We start from the raw sequence: 25,320 nt of genomic DNA, 5'->3' as shown, positions 1-25,320 counted from the left end.
CTACCCGCGGATGCCTGATATCGACGGCGAAGACCACAGACTGCGGTATGGCGTTGATCGATCCCGGCTGGGCGGTCACCCGGCCCACCGTCAGCCTTGCCCTGCTGTCGAACGGCATGATCGTCGTCTGGAGCTTGTGAATCGCGGCAACGGCCGCGACCATCGGATCCCTACGGTAGGCGAGGCCGGTTGTACCGGCGTGACCGGCGGCGCCCTCAATGCAGACCTCCAGCCAGCGCGTACCTTGCACGGCTGTGACGATACCGATCGGCAACCGCTCCTTTTCCAGCGATGGTCCCTGTTCGATATGCAGCTCGATGTAGCCGGATATCGGCATGCCGAGGGGGCGAAGGGTTGCCTCTGGCAAGGCGGAGATCGTTGCCCCGAGCTCCTCTGCGAGGGACGCACCGTCGCTACCGACTATGGACTGCCATGCGCAAATGTCGGCTCCGGTGAAGGCCATGGAGCCCATGACACCCGGCGTAAACCGGCTGCCCTCTTCATTGGCCCAGGCGACGACCTCCATCGGCATCCGAGTCTCGGCCCTCGCGTCCTCCAGCGCTTCGAGCGCCTCGAAGGCGGAAAGCGTGCCGAGCGCTCCATCGAAGCGCCCGCCGGTCGGCTGGCTGTCGAGGTGGCTGCCGATAAGCAGCGGCGGCAGGGTGGCATCCGTGCCCTCGCGGCGGATGAAAAGGTTTGCCATGGCGTCCTGGAAAACCGCGAAGCCGCGCGCGAGCGCCAATTCCGCCAACAGGCGCCGGGCGCCGCGATCCTCGATGCTGAACGCCTGTCGGTTTACGCCACCGGCTGGCGTCGCGCCGATCCGGGCGAAGGCATCGAGCCGGCCCAGCAGCCGCTCGCCGTCGATCTCCGGCACTAAAGTCACCGCTTGAGGCTGCGGATGAAGGCCTTCACCCGTTGCGGATCGACCTGATTCCACCACACTCCATCATGTTTCAGCGAGCTGGCGACAATGACGCCGTCGACGATGTCCAAGATATCATTGGCGTTGTCGGGTGTCACCCCGCTGCCGACAAGCGTCGGCAGTCCGGCGGCGTCCTTGATCATCCTGATGTAGCTGAGGTCGGCGGCGTGGCCAGTGCGCTGGCCGGTGGCGATCACCGCGTCGGCATCGAAGAACACGAGGTCCTTGACCTGCTCCTCGATCGGCCGGTCGCCGACGATCGCGTGGGCGCCATGCTTGACATGCGCGTCGGCGAAGATGCGGATACCGTTGGCCCGAAGCCTAGCGCGGAAACGCATGGCGCGCGCCGCTTCGCCTTCGATAAAGCCCTCGTTGGCGACATAGGCGTTGGCCCATTGATTGACGCGCACGAAGGAAGCACCGGAGGCACTGGCGATCGAAAGCGCGGGAATGGAGGCATTGGCAAGCACATTGATGCCGATCGGCCGGCCGAGTTCTCTGCGGATCCGGTCTGAGACGACAGACATGTAGGCGGAGGTTTCCGGCCCGATATCATCCGGCTTGGAAAACGGCACGTCACCATGGTTTTCGGCGATCACGCCGTCACACCCTCCCTGCAAATAGGCTTTGGCGTCGTCGAGGCCGCGTTGATAGATGGCCTCGATCGCCTCGCCATGGTAGCGCGGCGCCCCCGGCAGGGGGGCGAGATGAACCACGCCGATCACCACCTTGCTCCTGCCGAAGATCGACTGCAGCACATCATCCGCGACCTGGCCAATGGGTTTGGAGTTAGGGGAATTTGTCATGCGGTTTTCGCTTCCGTCGTTTCCATAAGCACTTTCATTTCCCGTCTGTCGGGGCAGGAACCGAGCGTGCCGGCGCGCCCGACCGAGATGGCTGCGGCGCGGACCGCAATCCGCGCTGCCGCGGGGAGCTCCATGCCGGCCGCAAGGCAACCAGCGAGGCAACCGCAAAAGACGTCGCCCGCGCCGCTGGTGTCTAGCACGGCCACCCTGGGCGCCGCGATCCGGTCGATCCGTCCTTCGCCATCGGCGACAAGGCAGCCGAGTGCGCCAAGCGTCACGATGGCAGCGCCGGCGCCCTGACGGATCAAGTCGCGGGCCGCCATGGCAGGGTCGCCAGCCCCGGTCAGTTGCGCCGCTTCGCCCGCATTGGCGATGACGACGCTGACGTCGCTCAAGCCCGGTGTGTGGTCGGCCGCAAGCGGGCTCGGATTGAAGATCGTCATCGCTCCCGCGCCCCGCGCCACCTTCAGGCAAGTGGCCGTCATATCCGGAGCCAGATTGCCCTGAAATACCACGATATCGCCGCGTTCGATCGCTCGGGTAAAACCGCTGTCGGCCATAGGATTGTACGCGGCGGCGCAACTGGCTCCGGTGACGATCAGGTTCTCGCCCCGCGCATCGACCATGATCGTTGACCGATCGCTGGGCAGTGGCAGCACCGCCAGATGGCTGGCATCGAGATCGCGGCTCAACTGCTCTGCGATCCAGGCTCCGGCGGGATCGTTGCCGATCGCGGCACGGAAGCGAACATCGGCTCCGGTGCGCGCCGCGGCCACCGCCTGGTTCGCACCCTTGCCGCCAAGTCCGTCAGCATGTTCCGATGCGTTCAGCGTTTCGCCCGGCTGGGGAAACCGCTCTAGCCGAAACGTTGTATCGACACAGACATTGCCGACGACATGGACGCTCATGGCTTGCTAGTCCTTGGCCGTAGCCCAGCCCAGCATCTGTTCGAACAATGTCTTGTAGCCATTCCAGGCGATGAAGCCCGGCGGCAGCCAATGCGGCCCTACATCCGAGGTCCAGGCGACAGTGCGGCCCCGGCCATATTTGCCGGTCACCAGCAGTGGCAGCGAACGGTAGTCGGAGGACACGGTGGCGAGAACTTCCGAACCATCCTTGACCGTGACCTCGTTGAAGCCAAGCAGGATTGGCCAGTCCTTGCCGAGGCCCTTGAGGATCGGATGGGTCTGCGGTCCGACGACAACCGGCGCATAGCCCTCTGGAACCTCGACACGGTCGTCCACCGGCAGGCAGATGACCGGCAGAACGTCCTCAACCGGCGTCTTGTGATAGCGCGCGCCGCCATTGATGCCCTGGAAGCTGTAATAGCCGCCGAACATCAACAGACCGCCGCCATTGCCGACATAGTCGCGCAACAGGCGCAGCCGGTTCGGCGTCGGTTTGGAGTGGATCCAGGTATCGGGGTGAAGCAGCAGCGTGTTGGCCCCCAGATCGGAGAGCACGACCGCGTCATAGGCCGAAAGCGCTTCCATGGTCTGCGGGAAATTCCGCTGTGCCTCATGCGCTGGCATGAAGGTGACGTCGAACAGGCTGTCCTTCATCGCGGCCAGCAACTCATCGGCACCGGTGTGATAGGTCACGGTGGGAAACTGATCGAAGCCTTTGATGTGGGTCGCGGTCGAGACCCAGGACTCGCCTGCGAGAAGAACCTTCTTCCTGGACATGTAGTCTCCCTATCTTGTTTTGGAGCGGCTCAGAGGCCCTCGGCGAACACAGTCTTTGGATTGTCGATGAGCATCGTGTCGATTGCCGACTGCTCGACACCATGGCGTTTCAGTCTCGGCACGAAATGCTTGAGGATGAAGCCGTAGCCGAAACCGCCGAAGCGGGTCAGCATGATCTTGAGAAAGACGTCCTGCGACAGCAGAATCCTGTCGAGCAGTCCCATATCGATCAGCGAGCGGATCGCCCGCGCATTCTGCTCGTCGGACGGCGACTGCGCATCCTGGTCGGCATAATAGAAATCCATGCCGATCATGTCGTATTCCAGGAAGGCGCCACGCGCGGCGAGGCTTTGCTGGTAGGCAAGATCGTTGTGGCTGGGGTTCATGTGGCAAAGCACCGTATGCCGGAGATCGGCGCCTTCTGCCTCGACCACGTCAAGCACATCATGCGCCAGCCGCTCCCAGCCGGGCAGATGAATCGTCAGCGGCACGCCGGTCATCTTGGCCGCACGGGCGGAGGCCCGCAGCGACTTGCGCTCCTCGTCGGTAAAATCCTTGCTGACGCCAACCTCACCGATAATGCCGGCAATGATTTCGGGCTGCGCCGACCCGCCGCCGACATCATTGACGAGGAATTCGGTGACGTCGTCAACGTCCATCGCTTTCAGCCAGACGGGATGGGTGTGCTGCAGGTAGAAGCCCGTCCCCATGACGATCCGCAATCCAGAGGCGCGGGCGATGCGCGCCAGCTTCACCGGATCGCGGCCAATGCCAATGTTGGTCGCATCCACCACGGTATGGCCGCCGAGCGCCCGGTATTTCGCCAACTCCGAAAGGGCTAGGTCGCTGTCGTCGAGCGAGACGTTGTCGCGGTTCATGTAGGGGTTCATCCGCAACTCGCCGATGATCTCCATGCTGACCGGCTGCTCGCCGATCTTCTTCTCGTCGGGATGGCAAGGGCATTTCCACGACGTCGCGCCATCGAGCAGTATGTGTTCATGCATCAGCGTCACGCCCATATCGGCAATCGCAACCGGGCCGGTAACGGTCATCACCGTGCCGGAGCGAACACCGATCGGTGGCCGTTCCCTTGGCTTGTCGTCGAACAGATGATCCATGTCAGCGGCTCCGCGTTGCGCCCTTGAACAGCCGGAAATTCAGCCAGATGGCAACGAGGATGATCGTGCCGGTAACGATCGGCGTCAGGAAGGGCGACATATGCGCAAGGATCAAGCCGTTGCCGATGACCGCGACGGTCAACGCGCCGAGCACAGTGCCGATGATCGTACCGCGCCCGCCGAACAGACTGGTGCCGCCAAGCACCACGGCGGCGATGACATCGAGCTCGAAACCCTGGCCGGCATTCGACGAGCCGGAACCGAGCCGGGCGGCGAGGATGATGCCGGCCACCGCCGCCGCCATGCCCGACAGGATGTAGACGAAGAGCGTCATGAAGCGCGTATCGACACCGGCTCGGCGCACGGCCTCTGTATTGGCGCCGATGCCGGTGACATAGCGGCCGAACGGCGTCTGGTTGAAGGCGAGATAGGCAATGATCAGCACGACAAGGGCGAGCAGCGCCGGTACCGGCACGCCGAGAAACCAGGCCCTGCCGATGTTGACGAAGAAGCTGGTCGGTTCGACCGGGATCGAATAGCCGCCGGTGATCAGCAACGCCACGCCGCGGATGACGGAGAGCCCGGCAAGGGTGACGATGAAGGGCGGTATCCGCTCGTAGGCGATGAAGAAGCCGTGCAAGGCGCCGATCGCAGCACCAAGCGCCAGCATGGCGATGACGACCAGCGGCCATGGCAGGTCGGCCTGCAGGAAAACCGCCGACAGCGTTGCCGTCAGCGCCAGCACGGAGCCGACCGAGAGGTCGATGCCGCCGGTGGTGATGACGAAGGTCATCGCGGCCGCAACGATCAGCAGCGGCGCCGACTGGCGCGCGATGTTGAGCAGATTGGGCGTCGTCAGGAAGGAACCGGTGATCAGCGAGAAGACCACGCAGACGACGATGAAGAACAGCGCAATCGAGACGACGCTGCCATTGGCTAACGCCACATCCTTCCACGTGCTGTTGTGAGCGCGTTTGGGCGAGGCGCCAACACCGGCGGAGGTAACGTTCATGGTTGGACCCCCTCATCGCGGCTTGCGCGGGCCGAGCGCGCGGTGAATTTGCGGCCGACGATCAGGTTGACGACCTCCTCGATGCTGGTCTCGCCGATCTTGCGCTCGGCGACATTGCGGCCTTCGTACATGACCTGGATACGATCGCAGACCAGGAACAGGTCCTGCAGGCGATGGGTGATGAGGATGACGCTGACACCACGGGCGCTGACGGCGCGGATGAGTTCCAGAACCGCCTCGACTTCCGCCACCGCAAGGGCGGCCGTCGGCTCGTCCATGATCAGCACCGAGGGGTCGAAAGAAGCGGCGCGGCCGATGGCGATCGACTGGCGCTGGCCGCCGGAGAGGTTTTCGACCTTGAGCTTGGTATCGGCAATGACGATGCCGAGCCGGTCGAGCATCTGGCGCGTCTCGCCATGCATGCGCTTGTTGTCGAGAAAGGGGACGCCGAGAACGCGGCGACGCGGTTCGCGGCCGAGGAAGAGATTGCCCGCCACATCCACCGTGTCGCAGAGCGAAAGGTCCTGGTAGACCATCTCCACCCGTGCGGCGCGGGCATCGGCCGGCGACGAGAAAGACACCGCCTTGCCATCGATCTCGATGGTGCCGGCATCAGGAATTACCGCACCGGACAGGACCTTGCTCAAGGTGGATTTGCCGGCGCCATTGTCGCCGACCAGGCCGAGCACTTCGCCAGGCTTCAGGTTCAGCGAGACATCGTCCAGCGTCTGGATAGGGCCGTACCGTTTGGAAATACCGGTCATCCTGACGCGGTAGGTCTCGCCATCGCTCATCATGGTCCAATTCTCTGGGCGCGACATGTTCAATCGGTCGCCGGGCTGCGCAGGCAACCCTCGGGTCAATGCGCAGCCCAGCGGTCCGGGGAGGATACTACTTGAACATGTCCTTGAACTGGCCGACATTTTCCTTGGTCACGATGGTGATCGGAACGTTGATGATCGGGTCGATCTTCTCGCCCTTCTTGAGCTTGACGAAAGCTTCGATGGCAGCCTTGCCTTCACCGGCCGGATCCTGCTGGACGACAGCGACCACCCAGCCCTCTTCGAGACCCTGCACCGCCGACTTGGTCAGGTCCCAGCCGAACACCTTGACGTCGCCCGTACGGGCCTGGCTGGAGACGGCGGAAACCGCGCCGAGCAGAGCCGGCTCGCCGGTCGCGTAAAGCGTCGTCATGTCAGGATTGGCGGTCATCAGGTTTTCGGAGGCGGACAGGGCGACGTCCTGGACGTTCTGGCCGTCGACCGTGTCGAGGAAGGTGACCTTCTGGCCGCTGTCGGTGACAGCCTTCTTGAAGCCGTCGAGGCGCTGGTTCTGGATAAACGAATTGAGCGCGCCAACGACGCCGATCTTGGCGGTGCCGCTCAGCTTAGTCTTCACGTATTCGGCGTAGGACTTGCCGATATCCTCGCCTGCCTTGGTGTTGTCAACGCCGACGAAGGCGACGTTGTCGCCATTTGGGATCTGCGCGTCAATGGCGATGACCGGAATGCCGGCGGCTTTGGCCGCGGTGATGGCCGGCTTCACACCGTTGACATCGATGGCGACGAGAATGATGCCGTCGACCTTCTGGGTGATGTAGTTCTCGATGGCGTCGTTCTGCGCGCTTGGTACATTGTTGGCGTTGAAGATGACGAGGTCCACGCCGGCAGCCTTTGCGGCAGCCGTTGCGCCGTCATTGATCTGGTTGAAGAACAGGGCCTGCTGGTTGATGGTCACCAGCGCATAGGTCTCGGCCATGGCGGAAGCAGAGCCGAGGGCGAGGGTCATGGCGATGGCTGCGGCGCAGCCTGAAAGGATCTTGGTAAGACGCATTCCGGTTCCCCTTGGTTTTCTCGAAAAGGCCCTTGATCGGGCTCACCTGGCGCCTGAGCGCAGAGCATATTTCAAGATGCTTGATTTCTTGTCAAGTGACTTGAATTGGCATCAACGAAGACAAATGAGGGGCTCGCCCGATCAGAATGTTGCCGGCGTGTTCACCCAGAAAATGCTGGCGCGTTCGTCGCCGACATTGCGGTACCAGTGCGGCAGTTCGGAATTGAAGACGAAGGAATCGCCGGCCGACAGGCGAAACGTCTTTTCGCCGACCATCAATTCGATCGCACCTTCCAGGAGGTAGCCGACTTCCTCGCCAGCGTGCTGGATCGGGCCGGCGCTCTCACCTCCCGCCTCGATGTGATGGATGTTGCACTGCAGGAGATGGCCGGGCGAATACGGAATGACGCGCTCGAGCGAAATGCCTTCGCCGCGCCGAAGCGGATCGAGCGCGATCAACGGCCGCGATCCAGCCCGAAAGACGATGCCTTCCTCACCATCGGATTCCTCGAACATCCAGCCAATGTTGGTGCCAAGCACCTCGACAAGCCGGTGCAGCATGGGAAGCGAGGGCGAGACCTTGCCGTTCTCGACCTTGGAAAGCAGGCTTTCAGAGCAGTTCGCGGCGGCAGCTAGCGCCTTCAAGGTCAGCCCACGCGTCTGCCGGGAGAGTTTCAACCGTATGCCGAGCCGCAGAAGGCTGGTGGCGGTCGAGCGCTCGTCGCCGCCCTTGCTGTTTTGGGTGTCCATCTTGTTCATTTGGGGACGCGAACATCTCCGCTGGTTGGGCTGACTCGTAAAACTGATCCCAGGCGTTGTCCATCCTGTGAAAAACGGACGATGCATCCAATCGACTCGGCTGGGCTTTTCAAAACCATCATCCCCGACCAAACGCTACGACGCCTTCGTGATTCATTGCGGTTGAAAGGAGACCGCGATGGGCAAGCCGCTACCGCTTGAGTTGCGTCAGCGCGTTGTGCGTATGTCGATGAGGGGCATGGTCACCGCGAGGCAGCGCGCCATTTCCGCGTTTCGCCTCGCTTGTGAACAAGACGCACTCTGCCAAGCACTCGGCGATATCTGCCACCTGTTCGAGCCAGCTGAATGCAGAAACTTCTTCAAGGTTGCCGGATACGAGGCTAATTAATCGTGACACGCTTTAGCTGAGCGTGAGCAAGGACGGAGGCTGGTTCAACCCATCGGGACGGCGGCGACCACCCATCTCCTGAAGCCGCAGATCGGCCGGCTGCCGAACGGCATCGATCTCTCCAACAGCGTCGAGAACGAGTATCTGTGCCTTAAGCTACTGCAAGCGTTTGGCGTTTCCGCCGCCCAGGCGCAGATCGCTGACTTACCGATGGTGACGTGGCGGGTGCTCCGATCGTGCGCTCGACCCTCTGCAGGATCGTGTCGAGCGGCTCGGCGACCGGAATCTCGGCAAGCGGCCGATAAACGAACCCCAGCGATTCGGCGCGCTTGATCGCTTGGCGGTATCGGGCGCGCGCCCCGTGTGGATTTTCGCCCAGCATCAAAGCGCAACCAGGACGAAGCGTTCGCCAAAGTTTTCCAGTGATTCAAACAATCGGGAAGGTCGGTGGTACCGTTGGCTGGGATCGAACCAGCGACCTCCGGATCCACAATCCGGCGCTCTAACCATCTGAGCTACAACGGCACGTTCGCCTGAGCCAGATCGTGGTGAAAATTCATTCTCCGAGATCCGCTCTGTCGTTCGGCGATGCGTCCAATACGGTCTATCAGAGACTAATTCAAGGCCTTTGATAAGGCAAAGCCGGTTCTGCCAACAGGCGCCGGTTTTCTTCGGCAAAAGAAAAAGGCCGGCGGGAGGAGGTGCCGGCCTTTTCCTGTTACGAGCCAGCGGGAGGAGGTGCTGGCTGGTCACCCCGGAGAGCAGAGGGAGGAGGTTCCACTCGCCGGGTATTCATTTGGACAACTCTATCGCACACCTATTTGTCTGACGAAATGCGACGTTTTGATGCATCGCAGAGTTGTGCGCAATTGTTAGGCGGCCTTGATGTCCTTCAGGGCCTTCTCGAAAGCGGTCTTGACCGGCTTGGCGACGTCTTCGGCAGCCTTCGAAGCAACAGCCTGGAAGTCCTTGGCCTGCTCGACCGTGGTCTCGACGCGCTTGCGCAGGAAGGCGGTCTGCAGTTCGACCACTTCCGACAGCGACTTGGCGCCGATGAGGGCCTCGAGATGCGAGAAGCCGGCTTCGGCATTGGCGCGCAGAGCGGCGATGGTCTTGAGCGACAGGTCGCTGGAAACGGTCTTGGCAGTCTCGAAGGTCGATTCCAGGACTTTCTGGGTCTCTTCGGCGCCGGTCTTCAGCTTGGAGTAGGCTTCCTTCGACTGCTCGACGCCCTTTTCGGCGAAAGCGCGGATCTGGTCGGTTGCCTTGGAAGCGTCGAAGCTCGGGAATTCGACGTTTTCGATGGTCTCAGCGGTCTTGGCCTTGGTCATTTTCCATCCTTTCGGGGTAGCGGCTTTGACAAAAAGCCGTCTCGTTCATGTATGATGGCAATATAGCGGTTTTTTTGTGCGATGCAATATGTTTGTTGCAGTGCACCATAAATTTCTTCCCATGCGACCCAAGAGGTTATCCAGGGACATTCCGAGAGGCTGTTAACCAAGTGGCCAGAGATTCCACCTGCTTCCCGCCATGGCTTGTGGACCTTCGCCGCGCGGGCTTTTATTAACAAAGCGTTAACTGCAAATTGCCCGCCTTGTAGGTTCGCCAAGAGGGGTTCGCCAAGAGGTTTCACCGAAAGGGTCCGCCAAGCGCATGCCTTCCGAGAACTACTCTTTCCTCGATGTCGCCGTGCTTGATGCGGTTCGCCAGCGCTTCGCCGCCGGCGACGCGATCGCGATTCTGTCGGCCGACCTCGAACAGGTGATCTGGGCCAACGGCCCGGGCGCTGCGGTGTTCGGCTATCCCGATATCGAGGCCATCATCGGCGCCTCGGCTCAGCTGCCGCTGATCGCCAGGCGCCAGATCATGGCGACCGCGGGCTTCCCGCAGATCGGCAGCGACCGCGCCATTACGGTACGGCTGGCGACCGGCATCACCAGCCGCGCCGTCGGCTTCCTGGCCAGTGCGGTGACTATGCCGGACGGCGAAAGCGCCATTATGCTGGTGGTGCCGGCAGCGCAGGCCGGCTCGCGCAGTGCTGCCGACATTGCGGCCCGCGCCATCAGCGGCTTTACCGAAGACGGCCATTTCATCGCCTTTGTCGACGCCGCCGGCACTGTCGAGGCGGCTTCGGATGGCTTTGGCGCGCTCGCCATCCGGCCTGAGACGCTGGCCGCGCTTGTCGCCGACGTGGCGAGCCAGGACGACCGCATCGTCAAGCGGCTGGTCCCCGGCGGCGCAAAGTCCTATCCGGCCGGCTTCGCGCGCCTGACCGAGTCCAGGCATCTGCTGGTGGTCATCGACGAGGATCAGCTCGGTGAGGAAAATCCTGTCGGCGAGCTGGATGCCGAACCTGCTGCAGCGCAGGTCGACGATGGCCCGGCGCAAGCCGCCGCGGAGAACGCGGTAACGGTGGATGCGGTGGCTGACCACCCCACCGCAAGCGGGAATCAGGGCGCCCCACTCGCGGCCGCGCCTGATGTCGGGGAGACAGGTCCGGCTGCCACCGAGCATGATGCTTCGGCGTCAACCGATACAAAGGCGGACCATCGCGAGCAGACGACCGGCCGCGAGCAGGCGGCGAATGACAGCGCGCCGGCGCAACATGATCATTGGTACTTCCATGCCGGCGAAGAGCCGCAGGCGGGCGAGCCGGACAGCCCGGCGCAGGCCGAGCCGGACTCTGTTTCCCCGGCCGAGAGTGCGCAGTTGGACAGCAGTGCCGCTGCGCCCGCCCTGCCGTCCGACGCAGCCCCACCGGCTGCGCCTCCCGCCAAACGTGAGGTCGACCGCTCGGCGCCGCCGCTGCGCTTCGTCTGGCGCACCGACGCCGACGGCAAGTTCAGCGCGCTGTCGCCGGAATTCGGCGACATTGTCGGCAAAGCCGCCGCCGACGTGATCGGCCGCCGCTTCAAGGACGTCGCGACAACTTTCGGCCTCGACGCCTCGGGCGAGATCGCGGGCCTGCTTGAACGGCGCGACACCTGGTCGGGCCGCTCGGTACTGTGGCCGGTTGCCGGCTCCGACCTGAAGATACCGGTCGATCTGGCAGCACTGCCTGTCTATGGCCGCAGCCGCGCCTTCGAAGGTTTTCGTGGTTTCGGCGTCGCCCGCGCCGGCGATGCGGTGGTCGATCCGGAAGCAATCGGCATGGCGCTGGTCCCCAATGGCGCGCCACCGGCAGCAGCCGAGCCGGCCCCGGAACAGCCCGTGGCGGAAGCTCCCAAGGCGGCCGATCCGTTCGAGGGCGAAGTGCCGGCACTGACCATCGTGCCGAAGCAGGAACGTCGTTTTGCCGACAAGGTCATCCGGCTGGCCGAGCATCGGCAGCCCGCCAGCGACAAGCAGCCGACAAGCGAGAGGGGCCTGTCGACGCTGGAGCGCAGCGCTTTCCGCGAAATCGGCGAGCGGCTGAAGAAGGACAATCCCCCGCCGGAGCAGCCGGAGACTGCCAAGCAGGCCGAACCGGCCAATCCGGATCAGGTAATGCCAGACCAGGCCAAGGCAGATGAGCCCAAGCCGGATCATGTCGAGGCGGACCAGGCTGAAACAGCCGCGCCAGCCCGACAACCCGCCGAGGTCTCGAGTCCGGACGAAGCCGGCCCGGCTGCCGTGGCTGAACCATCGGCAGCCGCACCCGAAAGCGAAACGGCTGAGGCCGAACCGCCGGAAAGCGATGCCGAGGACGAAAAGGACCTGACGCGGCTTGACGGCGAGCAGCCGGACGACGGCCTTGCGGACAGCGAAGCAGGCGAGGCGAAGGCGCCGACAGTGTCGCGCTCCCTGCTCGACTATGCCGATCCCGAACCAGGCTCCGTCACCGAAGACAGTACGGAAGCAACGTCGTCCAACGACGAACTTGCGCCGGCTTCCGAACCGGATGATACGCAAGCCCAAGAGATCGTCGAGGCCGCAGAGCCACAGCCGGTTGTTGCCGAGACGCCGGCCAATGCCGGTGAAGACGACAGCATGACGTCGGCCGACTTCCGCGATGCCGAGGACAATGAGGATTGGGCGCCGTCCGACGAGGCGACCGATTCCGCCGTGGAAGACGGGGACAAGGCCGGCGATGCGGACACAGTGCCGGCAGAACCACAGCGCCTGAAAGTGCCGCCGCTCAAGCTTGAGGGGTTCATGCCTTCGGCATTCTCGGCCGGAGATGAACACAAGGCCCCTGACACGTCGATCCTCGGCAAGCTGCCGGTGCCGCTGCTCATCCATTCGGGCGACGAGCTTCATTACGCCAATGAGGAATTCCTCGGCCTGACCGGCTATGACACGCTTGAGGACCTGAGCGACGCCGGCGGGCTCGACGCGCTGTTTGCCGATCCCTATTCAGAAATGGCCGGCGAAAGCGACCACACACTCAAACTGAAGACGCGCGAGGGCCAGGAATTTCCGATCGAAGCCATTTTGCGTTCGGTGCCGTGGCGCGCCGGCAAGGCGCTGATGCTGGTGGTGCGACGTACCGGCGACAACGAGCCGCCGATGGTTGCGCATCTCGCAGCCGACGAGCAGACGCAGCCCGATGTCTCCGAACTCAAAGCGCGCATTGCCGAGATGCGCACCATCATCGACACCGCGACCGATGGTGTGGTGTTGATCGGCCGCGACGGCGACATCCGCTCGATCAGCCGGCCGGCCGAGGCGCTGTTCGGCTTCGACAGCGACGACGTCACCGGTAAACCGTTCGCCTCGCTGTTTGCCATCGAAAGCCAGCGCGCGGCGCGCGACTATCTGAACGGCCTGTCCGAGCCCGGCGTGGCGAGTGTGATGAACGATGGCCGCGAGGTGATCGGGCGCGAGGCGCAAGGGCGCTTCATCCCGCTGTTCATGACCATCGGCAGGCTGCCCAATGACAGCGGCTTCTGCGCCGTGGTGCGCGACATCACGCAGTGGAAGCGGGCCGAAGAGGATCTGACCCAGGCGCGCGCGGTGGCCGAGCGCGCCTCCTCGCAGAAGACCGATTTCCTCGCCCGCATCAGCCACGAGATCCGCACGCCGCTCAACGCCATTATCGGCTTTTCCGAGCTGATGGTGGACGAGAAGTTCGGCCCGGTAGCCAATGACCGCTACCGCGACTATCTCAGAGACATCAACCGCTCGGGCAACCATGTGCTCGATCTCGTCAATGACCTCCTCGACATTTCGAAGATCGAGGCCGGCCAGCAGGAAATGGACTACGAGGCGGTGTCGCTCAACGATACGCTGGCCGAGACGGTGGCGATGATGCAGCCGCAGGCCAACCGCGAGCGTGTCATCATTCGCTCCAGCTTCGCCTCGCGACTGCCGGAAGTCGTCGCCGACCTCAGAAGCGTGCGCCAGATCGCGCTCAACATCCTGTCCAACGCCATTCGCTATACGCAAGCCGGCGGACAGGTGATCGTGTCGACCGCCTATGAAACCTCCGGCGACGTTGTCATGCGGGTGCGCGATACCGGCATTGGCATGAGCCATGCCGAGATCGAGCAGGCGCTGAAGCCATTCAAGCAGATCAATGCGCTGAAGCGCGGGCGTGGCGACGGCACCGGTCTCGGCCTGCCGCTGACCAAGGCGATGGTGGAAGCCAACCGCGCCCGCTTCACCATCACCTCGACGCCGGGCGAAGGGACGCTGGTCGAGGTCGCCTTCCCGTCGACGCGGGTGCTGGCCGAATAGGGCCGGCCATTCCCGGGCGAGAATCCCGGACAAAGAAAAGGCGTCCAACAGGACGCCTTAAATGGGATTTGCTGTCACAACGGGGGCTTGAGCGAATCTGATCCTCAGGGGACGAGGAACGGGATTTCTCCCTCAAGTTACGTGCGACTATCGGCGCCGGGCCTTAACAACTCCTTACCGGCCGTCCAAAAAATTTACGAATGTGTACCACTCATGAAATCTAGGTAAATTCGACCGACATATCTGGTTAACCATCCCGGCCGCGTCACTCAGTCAGCTGCGGCAGGTTCCTGAACAGCTCCAGCGCCTCTGGATTGGCCAACGCTTCCTTGTTCTTGATGGCGCGGCCATGCACCACGTCGCGCACTGCAAGCTCGGTGATCTTGCCCGATTTGGTGCGCGGAATGTCGCTGACGGCGACGATCCTTGCCGGCACGTGGCGCGGGCTGGCGCCGCCGCGGATCTTGGAACGAATGCGCTTTTCCAGATTCTCGTCCAGCGTCACGCCGGTGGCCAGCCGCACGAACAGCACGACGCGGACGTCATTGTCGAAATCCTGACCGATGCACAGCGCCTCAAGGATCTCCGGCATCTGTTCGACCTGATTGTAGATCTCCGCCGTGCCGATGCGCACACCGCCCGGATTGAGCGTCGCGTCGGAACGGCCGTGGATGATCATGCCGCCATGCGCGGTCCATTCGGCGAAGTCGCCGTGGCACCAGACATTGTCGAAGCGCTCGAAATAGGCCGCATGGTATTTCTTGCCCTCAGGATCGTTCCAGAAGCCGATCGGCATCGACGGGAACGCTTTTGTGCAGACCAGCTCACCCTTTTGCTCGCGGATCGGCTTGCCGTCATCGTCCCATACATCGACAGCAAGGCCGAGGCCGGGACCCTGGATCTCGCCGGTCCAGACCGGTTGCGTCGGTACGCCGAGCACGAAACAGGAGACGATGTCGGTGCCGCCGGAAACCGAGGCCAGATGTACGTCCTTCTTGATGCCGTCAAAGACGAAGCGGAAATCCTCCGGCGACAACGGTGAGCCGGTCGAGGAAATCGCCCGCACACTCGACAGATCATGGCTGCGGATAGGCTTGAGCCCGGCCTTGCGCACGGAATCGATGAATTTGGCCGAGGTGCCGAAAAAGGTCATCTTCTCGGCATCGGCGAAGCTGAACAGCACATTGCCGTCGGGGTGGAAGGGTGAGCCGTCATAGAGCAGCAGCGTGGCGCCCGAGGCCAGGCCCGACACCAGCCAGTTCCACATCATCCAGCCGCAGGTGGTGAAGTAGAAGAAGCAGTCGCCTTCGACGAGCCCGGCATGCAGCCGGTGTTCCTTGACGTGCTGGACCAGCGTGCCGCCGGCCGAATGGACGATGCATTTGGGAATGCCGGTGGTACCTGACGAAAACAGGATGTAGAGCGGATGCGCGAACGGCAGCCGCTCGAACGTGACCGCTTTGGCGGTAAAGGGTGACAGCGCCTCTTCGAGCGCCACGGCCTTGTCGATGATCGCTGCGATATCGCGCGAGGTACCGAGATAGTCGACGATCAGGACCTTGCGGACGGTTTCGAGCTTCGCCGCAACGGCAGCGATCTTGTCGGCTACCTCGATTGCCTTGCCATTGTACCAATAGCCGTCCGGCGCAATGAATATGACCGGCTCGATCTGGCCGAAACGGTCGAGCACGCCCTGCTCGCCGAAATCGGGGGAACAGGACGACCAGACCGCGCCGATGGAGGCGGCCGCCAGCATGGCGGCGACGGTTTCCGGCATGTTGGGCATCATCGCCGCGATGCGGTCGCCCTTTTTCACCTTGAGCGACAGGAAAAGCTGCTGAAAGCGCGAGGTCAGCTGGTGCAGTTCGTTCCACGACAGCCGCCGCTCGATCTTGCCCTCGCCGCGAAAGACGATCGCGTCACCGGAACCGGTCTTCTTCAGCAGGTTCTCGGCGAAGTTCAGCGTCGCATCGGGAAAGAACGATGCGCCGGGCATCTTGTCGCCATCGACGAGCACCGTCCCATCGGTCCCTTTGTCGCCGACAATGCCGCAAAAGTCCCACAGCAGGCTCCAGAAGCCTTCGCGATCCTCGACCGACCAGCGGTGCAGTTCGGCGTAGGAGGTGAAGGATGTGCCGCTTTTGGCCGCTGCTGCCTTCATGAACGCGGTCAGTGGTGCTGCGTCGATCTGCTCTTGCGTCGGAGTCCAGAGCGGTGCTTCGGCAGCCATGATCGATCCTCCTTGAAGCCGGTCGGCGTCGCAAGATAGATATGCTTTTGTTTTGATGCACGTCGTTGTCCCGGAACCGCTGCACTCTTCCGGGCGACATGCACTAGCCTCAGCTTTACAGGCGCCGCTGTCCCAAAAACGCCGCGCCTCGTAACAGGCTGAAGCTGCATCGCTTATGCCTACCACCGTGCGGCAGAGCAAGATTTTGTTCCGCTAAACTCGGCCATATGTGCGCAATTGCCATCGCCGGGCCATAAAGACTTGAAATGCCTCAGCCCTAAGTCGTAGTGACGGCTGGAAGGCGTGGTGACGACTGGCGGTTACACCCGTCAGGCGTTTATCGGAATGAAAGCAACCGGGGCAATATGCCATCACCTTTGATCCGGCGCGGAATATGGGCGATCGGCGTTGCCGTGCTCGTCATCGCGCTGGTCGTCGCCGCTCTGCCGCTGTTTGCCTCGACCCGGATCGTGCGCGATCGCATCGCCTGGGAGATGAGCGCGTGGAGCGGTTTCAGGGTCACCATCGCCGGTTCGCCGCGCATCGAGGTGTGGCCGAAGTTCCGCGCCATATTGAGCGACGTCACGCTGTCCCAGTGGACCGAGACCGACGCGCCGCCGGTGATCGAGGCCGAACGGGTCGAGGTCGACCTGTCGGCCATGGCGGCGCTGCAGGGCGATGTGGTGTTTTCGACGGCGCGGCTGGTGCGGCCGACGATCCGGGTCCAGCGCGCCGCAAACGGCATATTCCTGCCCGCCATACCAACGGGCGGACGCATCACCCGCTCCATCGACACGGCGCGCGGCGTGGTCAACGCCGATCCGACGAAGCCGGACCTGAGCAAGCTGCCCGCCGATCCGTTCGGCACAGTGGAATTCAGGGACGGCCGCATGGTCGCCTCCATCGGCGGCAAGGACGTCGAATTGTTGACCAGCCTGTCCGGCCAGGCGAGCTGGGCAGCGATGAACAGCAACGCGACCTTGTCGGCGACCGGAATCTGGCGCGGCGAGAGCGTCACCGTCGATGCCGCCTCGGCCAAGCCGCTGGTGCTGTTTGCCGGCGGCGCCGCACCGGTCACGTTTTCGTTCAAGGCAGCGCCGGCCAGCTTCTCGTTCGACGGCACGGCCAGCATGTCGCAAAACGCCTATTTCGATGGCCAGGCGAAATTCGCCGCGCCCTCGCTACGGCGCGTGCTGGAATGGTCGCAGGCCGGCATTGCTCCTGGTACGGCGATCGGTTCGGTCTCGATTTCGAGCAAGATCACGGCGACCGCCGGCCGCGTCAAATTCGAAAACACCGCGGTGACGCTCGACAACAACCCGGGAATGGGGGCGCTGGATTTTTCGTTCGGCGACGCCTTGCCGGTGATATCAGGCACACTCGCCTTCGATACGCTCGACCTCAGGTCGCTGTTTTCGGCCTTCACGCCGCTGGCACCGACCGGCGAGACCGGTCCCGGCGAAATCGACACCAGCTTCGCCGACCGGATCAATCTCGATCTGAGGCTGTCAGCGGCGCATGCCTCGGCCGGCGCAATCCAGCTTGCCGACGTCGCCGCCACGGCGCAGGTGAAGAACGGGCTTGCCGTCTTCGATATCTCCGATGCGTCGGCCTTTGGCGGCAACGTGCAAAGTAGCCTGCGTTTCGACCGCAAACCGGAGGGCTCGCAGGTCGAGATCCGGCTGCTCGCCTCCGACATTGACGGCGCCGCTTTCGGCACCGCGGCCGGAATGACGCGGCTGGTGCCGGCCAGCACCGGCACTGTCTCGGTCATTCTCAAAGGGCCGGGCAAATCCTGGGACTCGATCTTCGCGAACGCGGACGGCTCGGTCTCTGCGACGTTCGGGCCGGGCGCGCTGAGCGGGCTCAATTTGCCGGCATTTCTGAAGCACACGGAACAGGGCGGCTTCTTCGCGCTCGACGACGTCTCGGACGGGACACTGCCGATGGACGGCGCCGAGCTCAAGGCCACCATCTCGAAGGGTGTGGCAAGGCTGGACAAGGCCGAGGCCAATTCGGCGAAATACAAGGTCTGGCTGTCCGGCATCGCCTCTTACGGCGGACGCGGGCTGGCGCTTTCGGGGGGTGTCACCCAGGCCGACCCGGCAGCGGCACCGGTCAATGGCCAGCAGGGATCCAACCAGTCGTCATTCTTCGTCGGCGGCACCTGGAGCACGCCGTTCATCTCGCCGATCAGCCGCGGCGTCTCAGGCGAATAGGCGGACCCTTACCGGGGTCGCCCTATCCCTCGTTTGACGCAATCAACCGCGCTGCGCGGCCTGTTCGTCGAGCTGGCGTTGCACCTCACGCCGCTTGTTGGCGACCGAAGCGATGATGACGCCTACCGCCACGACGGCGATCAGGATTGTGCAGGCGGCGTTGATTTCCGGCGTCACGCCGAGACGCACCTGGCTGTAGATCTTCATCGGCAGCGTGGTGGCGCCAGGCCCGGAGGTGAAGGAGGCGATGACCAGGTCGTCAAGCGACAGGGTGAAGGCCAGCATCCAGCCGGAGACGATGGCCGGCATGATGACCGGCAGCGTGATCTGAAAGAAGGTCTTTACCGGCGTTGCGCCGAGGTCCAAGGCAGCTTCTTCCAGCGAACGATCGAACGACACCAGGCGCGACTGCACGACGACAGCCACGAAGCACATGGTCAAGGTGATGTGAGCAAGCGTCACGGTCAGGAAGCCACGGTCGAGACCGACGGCAACGAACAGCAGCAACAGCGACAGGCCGGTGATGACTTCCGGCATGACCAGCGGCGCAAACACCATGCCGGAAAACAGGATGCGGCCGCGGAAGCGGGTGTAGCGGGTCAAGGTCAGTGCTGCCAGCGTGCCGAGCACGGTTGCCACAGTGGCGGAGATGACACCCACACGCGCGGTCACCCAGGTGGCGTCCATCAGCCCCTGATTGTGGAACAGCGAGGCATACCATTTGGTCGAGAAGCCGCCCCAGACGGTGACCAGCTTCGACTCGTTGAAGGAGAAGACGATGAGCAGCACGATCGGCAGATAGAGAAAGGCAAAGCCCAGCACGACCGAGGTGACGTTGAAGCGGCTCCAGGTGGCGTTCATTTGTCCTGCTCCTGGGCGCGTGCCTGGGCCTGCTGGAAGAGCATGATCGGCACGATCAGGAGCAGCAGCAGGATGACGGCGACGGCCGACGACACCGGCCAGTCACGGTTGGCGAAGAATTCATTCCACAAGGTCTTGCCGATCATCAGCGTCTGCGAGCCACCGAGCAGATCGGGAATGACGAACTCGCCAACCGCTGGAATGAACACCAGCAGGCAGCCGGCGATGACCCCGGGCAGCGACAGCGGGAACGTGATCTTCCAGAAGGCTGATGTCGGCGGGCAGCCGAGATCCTTTGCCGCCTCGATCAGCGAGTAATCCATCTTTTCCAGCGACGAATAGAGCGGCAGCACCATGAATGGCAGGTAGGAATAGACGATGCCGATGAAGATCGCCGTGTAAGTGTTGAGGATGATCAGTGGCTGATTGATGATGTGCAGCGACAACAGCAGCTGATTGAGCAGACCCTCGGGCTTGAGGATGCCGATCCAGGCATAGACGCGGATCAGGAACGACGTCCAGAACGGCAGGATAACCAGCATCAGCAAGGTCGGACGGATCGTCGCCGGCGCGCGGGCCATGCCGTAGGCGATCGGGAAGCCGACGAGCAAGGTCAGGATCGTCGAGACAGCAGCGATGATAACACTGGTCACGTAGGCTTTGAAGTAAAGCGCGTCCTGCGTTAGCCAGACATAATTGTCGACGCTGAGTTCGCGGAAGCGGACAAAGAACCCGGACATGCCGTCCCTGAAATCGAGCGCCGGCGTGTAGGGCGGCATGGCGATCGCCGACTGCGACAGCGAAATCTTGAAGACGATGATGAACGGGATGAAGAAGAAGAACAGCAGCCAGAGATAAGGCACGATGATGACGAGCCGGCTGACAAAGCCGGCACCGAGCCGCATCAGGAACGGTTTGGCCGCGGCCGATGGACCGGCGTCGGTGAGTGCAATGTTGGACATGGCCGCCCCCTACCGCGTCAGCACGACGCCGGCATCCGGCCGGAAGGAGACCCAGGCGCGGTCGTTCCAGGTCAGCGGGTCCTCGGTGACTCGCGCCGCGTTGAGCGCGCTTGCCCTGATGATCTGCCCGTCATCCAGCCGGATGTGGTAGACGGTCATGTCGCCGAGATAGGCAACGTCGTAGACCTCGCCCTCAAGCGCATTGACTGCGTCGGCCGGTTTCTTCGACGACACCTTGATCTTCTCCGGCCTGATGGCGAAGACGATGTCGGAACCGGCCTTTGTATCGGTGCTGTTTTCGACGACGATCTGGGCCCCTGTCGCGCCGGTAATGCGCGTGGTGTTTGCCGCACGCTCGGCGACCTTGCCTTCGAACATGTTCACATTGCCGACGAAGTGGGCAACGAAGCGTGAGCTCGGCGCCTCATAGACTTCCGCCGGCGTCGCCACCTGCATCACCTCGCCCTTGTCGATGATGGCGATGCGGTCGGCCATGGTCATCGCCTCTTCCTGGTCGTGGGTGACGACGACGAAGGTAAGGCCGAGATTTTGCTGCAGGTCCATCAGCTCGAACTGCGTTTCCTCGCGCAGCTTCTTGTCGAGCGCGCCGAGCGGCTCATCGAGCAGCAAGACTTTTGGCCGCTTGGCAACCGAGCGGGCGAGCGCGACGCGCTGGCGCTGGCCGCCCGACAATTGGTGCGGCTTGCGCTTGGCGAACTGCTCTAGCTTCACCAGCTTCAGCATCTCGGCGACGCGCTTTTCGATATCCGGTCCCGGCATGCCTTCCTGCTTGAGGCCGAAGGCAATGTTCTTTTCCACGCTCATATGCGGGAACAGCGCATAGGACTGGAACATCATGTTGACCGGGCGGCGGTAGGGCGGGATGCCGCGCAGATCCTGGCCGTCGAGAAGGATACGGCCGGCGGTCGGATCCTCGAAGCCGGCAAGCATCCGCAGCAACGTCGACTTTCCGCAGCCCGACGCGCCGAGCAGGGCGAAGAACTCGCGCTCGAAAATCGTCAGCGACAGATTGTTGACGGCGGTGAAGTCACCGAACCTCTTGGTGACGTTCTCGAATTGGATATATGGCTTGGCGTTTGGGTCGTTCCATGGCGCGAAATCCCTGCGGATGCTGCCAAGCGATTTCATGTCCCACTCCGTCCTGTTTTTTTGCTTCTTGCCCCAGAGAAGAATGGTCCCGGCAGGTGACTGCCGGGACCATGTCGCCTTGCTTACTGACCGGTGACGATCTTGGTCCAGCTGCGCGTGATCAGGCGCTGGGTCTTGGGATCGTAGGGCTGGACGGTATAGAGCTTTTTCAAGGTCTCGGCGTCCGGATAGACCGCCGGATCATCCAGCAGTGCCTTGTCGACGAACTGCTGCGAAGCCTTGTTGCCGTTGGCGTACAGCACATAGTTGGACGACTTGGCGATCACTTCCGGCTTCATCATGTAGTTGAGAAATTCGAGTGCCTCGGCGGCATGCGGCGCATCGGCGGGAATCGCCATCTGGTCGAACCACATCTGGGCGCCTTCCTTGGGCACGGAATAGCCGATCTCGACGCCTTGCTTGGCCTCGACCGCGCGGTTGCGCGCCTGGAAGACGTCACCCGACCAGCCGACCGCCAGGCAGATGTCGCCGTTGGCGAGCGCGTTGATGTATTCGGACGAATGGAATTTGCGGATATACGGCCGCACCTTCAGCAACGTCTCCTCGGCCTTTGCGATGTCGTTAGGTGAGGTGCTGTTCGGATCGAGGCCGAGATATTTGAGCGCCGCCGGGATGATGTCGGCCGGCGAGTCCAGCACATAGACGCCGCAATCCTTCAGCTTGGCCAGGCTGTCGGGATTGAAGAAAACATCCCAGCTGTCGATCTTGTCGGTGCCGAGTGCAGCCTGCACCTTCTTGATGTTGTAGCCGATGCCGACCGTGCCCCACATGTAGTTGATCGAATATTCGTTGCCCGGATCGTATTTGGCGGTGCGCTCCGAAACCGTGTCCCACATGTTGGAAATGTTGGGCAGCTTCGACTTGTCGAGCTTCTGGAACACGCCGGCCTGGATCTGGCGGGCCAGGAAGTTGCCGCTGGGCACGACGACGTCATAGCCGCTGCCGCCGGCAAGCAGCTTGGTCTCGAGGATTTCATTGGAATCGAAGGTGTCGTAGACGACCTTGATGCCGGTCTCCTTGGTGAAGTCGTCAATGATCGAACTGTCGATGTAATCCGACCAGTTGAAGACGTTGACGACGCGGTCCTCGGCATGGCCGCCGACGGCGAAAAGCGTCAGAAATGCCGAGGTTGCCGAAAGCCAGAGCGCTTTGCGGATCATGCTGTTCTCCTTTGATGAGTGTTCCTTCGCCAAGTCGTCGCTGTTCGAGCGCGATTGGGCATTTGCTTCAGAGTATTGAGCTTTCCGGGCAGCCACAAGCATGAACTGCCAGCGCCGTCCGGGCGGTTCGACGAGCGGCAGATGATGGCTCTGTGTGCCCGCATGGCGGGCGCGCTGACGCCGTCAGAGGCTTTCGCCGCGGCGCTGGCAGGGATACGACGCTGTGGTCCGGTCTTGGTCCGACCGGCGGGGACACTTGGCAAGATAAGCCTGTCTTGTTGTTGCCGTGCCCCAGCCTGCCCGTGCCGCAGCAAGGTTGTCAATGGCCCGCGCGGGGAAGCTCGGTCAATAGGGCGTGCGGCTTCGCTAATTGGGGAAAGACGGGCGTAATTAGGGAAGACGGGCTCAACCAAGGGAAAGGCGGGTCAATTAGGGGATGGCAGGCCGGTGGTCCCCGGCCGTGCAGGTCTCGCCTGGCGCTTGAATTCAAGCGCGATATGGACGAGCAGCGCGGCGACCACCACCGCGCCGCCGATGATGGTGCGCACCGAGGGCACCTCGCCATGAACGAGCCAGACCCAGATCGGTCCGAGGATCGGCTCGAACGTGCCGAGGAGTGCTGCGATCGCCGCCGGAACCAGCCTCGCGCCGGTGGCGAAGAAGGCAAGGCCCAGGCCGAGATTGATGACGCCGAAGGCAAACAGGAAAGCCATGTCGTGGGCCGACGTGGCAAACTGCGTGGCTTGCGATGCGGCGAAAGCCGCTGCCAGCATCGTGCCGAGGCACGTCGCCGGCGTCATGCGCACATGGGCGAAGCGCCGGGTGATGACGGTGGCAATCGAGAACATGACGGCGATCAGCAGCGACAGCCCGTCGCCGATGGGCGATACGGCGCCGTCGAGCGATTCCGACACCATGATGGCGACGCCGGCGATGACGGCGGCGATCGCCACCCAGGTCGCGACGGCGACGCGTTCGCGAAACAGCACCCAGGCAAGCAATGCCGCCAGCAGCGGCACACCGGCCTGCATCAACAGGATATTGGCAACGGTGGTGTAGGCGAGCGCGACAACGAAGCACGTCGACGCCGTGGCGAAACAGACGGCCACGGCAAGGCCGGGCAGGCCCATGTCGCGAAACAGCCGCAACATGCCGCGCCAGCCGTCGCGCCAGGCCATGAAGCAAACCAGGAACACAGCCGCCCACAGCGAGCGCCAGAACACCACCGTCCAACTGTCAGCGGTGTCGATGAAGCGGGCGATGGTGCCGCCAAAGCTCCACATCAGCGCCGACAGGAACACCAGCAGCAAGCCGACCCGCTCTTCGCGCGGCGAGACGATCGGCGATGCGGCGATTGGAGAAGATGCGGTATCGGTCATGGGGTGCGACTGTCGGCTATCTCGGGGCGGCATGATGCACAATGGACGACAGAAACGTGCCGTATTCGCCTAGCGCATAGGCTACCGCCGGACGTGATCCAGCCCGGCATTCCCTTTGGCGCACCGCCAACCGGCAGCCATACGGGCAAACACCGCCGTTTCTAGGACATGCCCTTGTTGCCGCGGATAAAGCGCCAGAGACCGGCCAACGGTACCAGCAGCAGAATGCCGAACTTTTTCAGGGCGATGAGCGCGACTGCAATCAGGCCGGCCTTTGCCGCGAGTTTTCCGGCGATGAGGCCGCCAATGCCAACCGCGGCGACCGTGTCGGTGCCTGGCAGAAAATCGGTGTATTTCTTGCCGGTGTTGAAGTCCGCCACGCCCAGCACTTCGTCCAGGCTCTGCTTGATCTCCGGCAATTGTTCGACCGTAGCGATGTAGCTCATCACGAAGACGCCTTCCCGGCCGAGGAAACGGACGTCGTAATTGAGCGTGTGGACGGTATCGTCTCCGAACTGCAGTTCCTTGGCCCAGTGCAGCCGTTTGTGGACGAAATCATAGACCGGCGGCGAGGCCCAGCCGATCAGCTTGATCGGGGGAAAGCCGTCCTTCACCCGCTGATCGTTGGCCGACAATGTGTCCGCCTGCATGCTGCTCAGCAATTCGGTGTAGTCGATGGATGCGGCGTCGGCGTCATCGACATGGCCGATCTTTTCATAGCGCAATTCGATGCCCCAACCGTTGCCGGCGATGGGCTCGTACTTGGCCGGGAAGATCATGCCGATTGCTTCGGACGCGGTATCAGCCGGATTGCCCCAGGCCTCGGTCAGGACGGACGTCGCGTCCTTCTTGCCCAGAAAATAGAACTTGTCCTTGAGATCGAGATGGATGCCTTCGGGAAGGTCGACCGCGCCGGTCTTTGGATCGATCTTGTCCAGGAATGCCTTGCCGTCGTCACTATACTGTTGATAGTCCTTGAAGAATTCCGAGGATTTTTCCGCCAGAGCTGGCCCTGCCGAAACGGCAAGCGCCACGCCAAGCCACAAAGCTTTCCTGTTCATAAGCCGTCCCCCCTTGGCTGCCCTGCGGCTCACCTTTCGATAGCGCAGCGCCGATGCTTAATCAATATTTGGTTCGGCGGTGGTTCGGGCCGCA

The 25,320-nt window shown here is 62.7% G+C and carries 20 protein-coding genes and 1 tRNA gene; 3 read left to right on the top strand and 18 right to left on the bottom strand.

Annotated features, from left to right (window positions below; all coding sequences use genetic code 11):
• The 9 genes from X751_RS136405 to X751_RS136445 form a co-directional block, all read right to left on the bottom strand.
• The coding region (locus X751_RS136405) for a hydantoinase/carbamoylase family amidase (RefSeq protein WP_023746261.1) at positions 1 to 886 on the bottom strand (886 nt) is incomplete at its 3' end.
• Positions 883 to 1,731: a BtpA/SgcQ family protein gene (locus X751_RS136410; RefSeq protein WP_023746260.1), complete on the bottom strand. Its 849-nt coding sequence runs from the start codon at positions 1,729 to 1,731 to the stop codon at positions 883 to 885. The genes X751_RS136410 and X751_RS136405, both read right to left, overlap by 4 nt.
• Positions 1,728 to 2,639: a ribokinase gene (locus X751_RS136415; protein ID WP_023746259.1), complete on the bottom strand. Its 912-nt coding sequence runs from the start codon at positions 2,637 to 2,639 to the stop codon at positions 1,728 to 1,730. The genes X751_RS136410 and X751_RS136415 overlap by 4 nt, the downstream gene beginning before the upstream one ends.
• Positions 2,640 to 2,645: 6 nt before the next feature.
• On the bottom strand, positions 2,646 to 3,416 hold the full coding sequence (locus X751_RS136420; protein WP_023672474.1) for a glutamine amidotransferase: 771 nt from the start codon (positions 3,414 to 3,416) through the stop codon (positions 2,646 to 2,648).
• A 29-nt stretch (positions 3,417 to 3,445) separates the two neighbouring features.
• Complete coding sequence (locus X751_RS136425; protein WP_023746258.1) at positions 3,446 to 4,534, bottom strand: phosphotriesterase; 1,089 nt, start codon at positions 4,532 to 4,534, stop codon at positions 3,446 to 3,448.
• A 1-nt stretch (position 4,535) separates the two neighbouring features.
• Positions 4,536 to 5,546, bottom strand: a complete 1,011-nt coding sequence (locus X751_RS136430; RefSeq protein ID WP_023746257.1) for an ABC transporter permease — start codon at positions 5,544 to 5,546, stop codon at positions 4,536 to 4,538.
• Positions 5,543 to 6,340 carry an ATP-binding cassette domain-containing protein gene (locus X751_RS136435; protein ID WP_023686756.1) on the bottom strand — a complete coding sequence of 266 codons (798 nt, stop codon included), beginning with the start codon at positions 6,338 to 6,340 and terminating at the stop codon, positions 5,543 to 5,545. Before X751_RS136435 ends, X751_RS136430 begins: the two co-directional genes overlap by 4 nt.
• Positions 6,341 to 6,437: 97 nt before the next feature.
• Entirely contained in the window at positions 6,438 to 7,379 is a 942-nt protein-coding gene (locus tag X751_RS136440; RefSeq protein WP_023672470.1) for a substrate-binding domain-containing protein, read from the bottom strand.
• 141 nt (positions 7,380 to 7,520) lie between these two features.
• Positions 7,521 to 8,138: a cupin domain-containing protein gene (locus tag X751_RS136445; protein WP_023672469.1), complete on the bottom strand. Its 618-nt coding sequence runs from the start codon at positions 8,136 to 8,138 to the stop codon at positions 7,521 to 7,523.
• Positions 8,139 to 8,316: 178 nt separating this feature from the next.
• Here X751_RS136445 and X751_RS136450 point away from each other — a divergent pair, with 178 nt between their 5' ends.
• The gene (locus X751_RS136450; protein WP_023701801.1) at positions 8,317 to 8,526 is read left to right on the top strand and encodes a hypothetical protein; all 210 of its coding nucleotides are present in this window, start codon (positions 8,317 to 8,319) and stop codon (positions 8,524 to 8,526) included.
• Between the two features lie 448 nt (positions 8,527 to 8,974).
• Here the strand turns inward: X751_RS136450 and X751_RS136455 are convergent.
• Positions 8,975 to 9,051 (bottom strand) — tRNA-His (locus X751_RS136455).
• A 347-nt stretch (positions 9,052 to 9,398) separates the two neighbouring features.
• Positions 9,399 to 9,857: a phasin gene (locus X751_RS136460; protein WP_023746256.1), complete on the bottom strand. Its 459-nt coding sequence runs from the start codon at positions 9,855 to 9,857 to the stop codon at positions 9,399 to 9,401.
• A gap of 322 nt (positions 9,858 to 10,179) precedes the next feature.
• Here X751_RS136460 and X751_RS136465 point away from each other — a divergent pair, with 322 nt between their 5' ends.
• The gene (locus X751_RS136465) at positions 10,180 to 14,184 is read left to right on the top strand and encodes a PAS domain S-box protein (protein WP_023746255.1); all 4,005 of its coding nucleotides are present in this window, start codon (positions 10,180 to 10,182) and stop codon (positions 14,182 to 14,184) included.
• A gap of 265 nt (positions 14,185 to 14,449) precedes the next feature.
• Here the strand turns inward: X751_RS136465 and X751_RS136470 are convergent, their stop codons facing one another.
• A complete protein-coding gene (locus X751_RS136470) occupies positions 14,450 to 16,414 on the bottom strand; it encodes an acetoacetate--CoA ligase (protein WP_023746254.1) in 1,965 nt (654 codons plus the stop codon).
• A gap of 365 nt (positions 16,415 to 16,779) precedes the next feature.
• Here X751_RS136470 and X751_RS136475 point away from each other — a divergent pair, with 365 nt between their 5' ends.
• The gene (locus X751_RS136475) at positions 16,780 to 18,633 is read left to right on the top strand and encodes an AsmA family protein (protein WP_023746253.1); all 1,854 of its coding nucleotides are present in this window, start codon (positions 16,780 to 16,782) and stop codon (positions 18,631 to 18,633) included.
• 42 nt (positions 18,634 to 18,675) lie between these two features.
• On the opposite strand, the gene X751_RS136480 is transcribed toward X751_RS136475, so the two are convergent.
• From X751_RS136480 to X751_RS136505, 6 genes are all read right to left on the bottom strand, one after another.
• Positions 18,676 to 19,494, bottom strand: coding sequence for an ABC transporter permease subunit (locus X751_RS136480; RefSeq protein ID WP_023669326.1), 819 nt, complete (start codon positions 19,492 to 19,494; stop codon positions 18,676 to 18,678).
• Entirely contained in the window at positions 19,491 to 20,456 is a 966-nt protein-coding gene (locus X751_RS136485; protein WP_027049422.1) for an ABC transporter permease subunit, read from the bottom strand. The genes X751_RS136480 and X751_RS136485 overlap by 4 nt, the downstream gene beginning before the upstream one ends.
• Positions 20,457 to 20,465: 9 nt before the next feature.
• Entirely contained in the window at positions 20,466 to 21,605 is a 1,140-nt protein-coding gene (locus tag X751_RS136490; protein ID WP_023746252.1) for an ABC transporter ATP-binding protein, read from the bottom strand.
• A gap of 83 nt (positions 21,606 to 21,688) precedes the next feature.
• Positions 21,689 to 22,786, bottom strand: coding sequence for a polyamine ABC transporter substrate-binding protein (locus tag X751_RS136495; RefSeq protein ID WP_023746251.1), 1,098 nt, complete (start codon positions 22,784 to 22,786; stop codon positions 21,689 to 21,691).
• Positions 22,787 to 23,211: 425 nt separating this feature from the next.
• Positions 23,212 to 24,165: a DMT family transporter gene (locus tag X751_RS136500; protein WP_023746250.1), complete on the bottom strand. Its 954-nt coding sequence runs from the start codon at positions 24,163 to 24,165 to the stop codon at positions 23,212 to 23,214.
• Between the two features lie 161 nt (positions 24,166 to 24,326).
• Positions 24,327 to 25,226 carry a DUF2167 domain-containing protein gene (locus tag X751_RS136505; protein ID WP_023746249.1) on the bottom strand — a complete coding sequence of 300 codons (900 nt, stop codon included), beginning with the start codon at positions 25,224 to 25,226 and terminating at the stop codon, positions 24,327 to 24,329.
• Positions 25,227 to 25,320: the final 94 nt, after the last annotated feature.

This window comes from Mesorhizobium sp. LNJC394B00 (assembly GCF_000502555.1).
Classification (GTDB): Bacteria; Pseudomonadota; Alphaproteobacteria; order Rhizobiales; family Rhizobiaceae; genus Mesorhizobium.
Note: the sequence above shows the minus strand (reverse complement) of the source record. Positions and strands in the feature narration are given on the sequence as shown.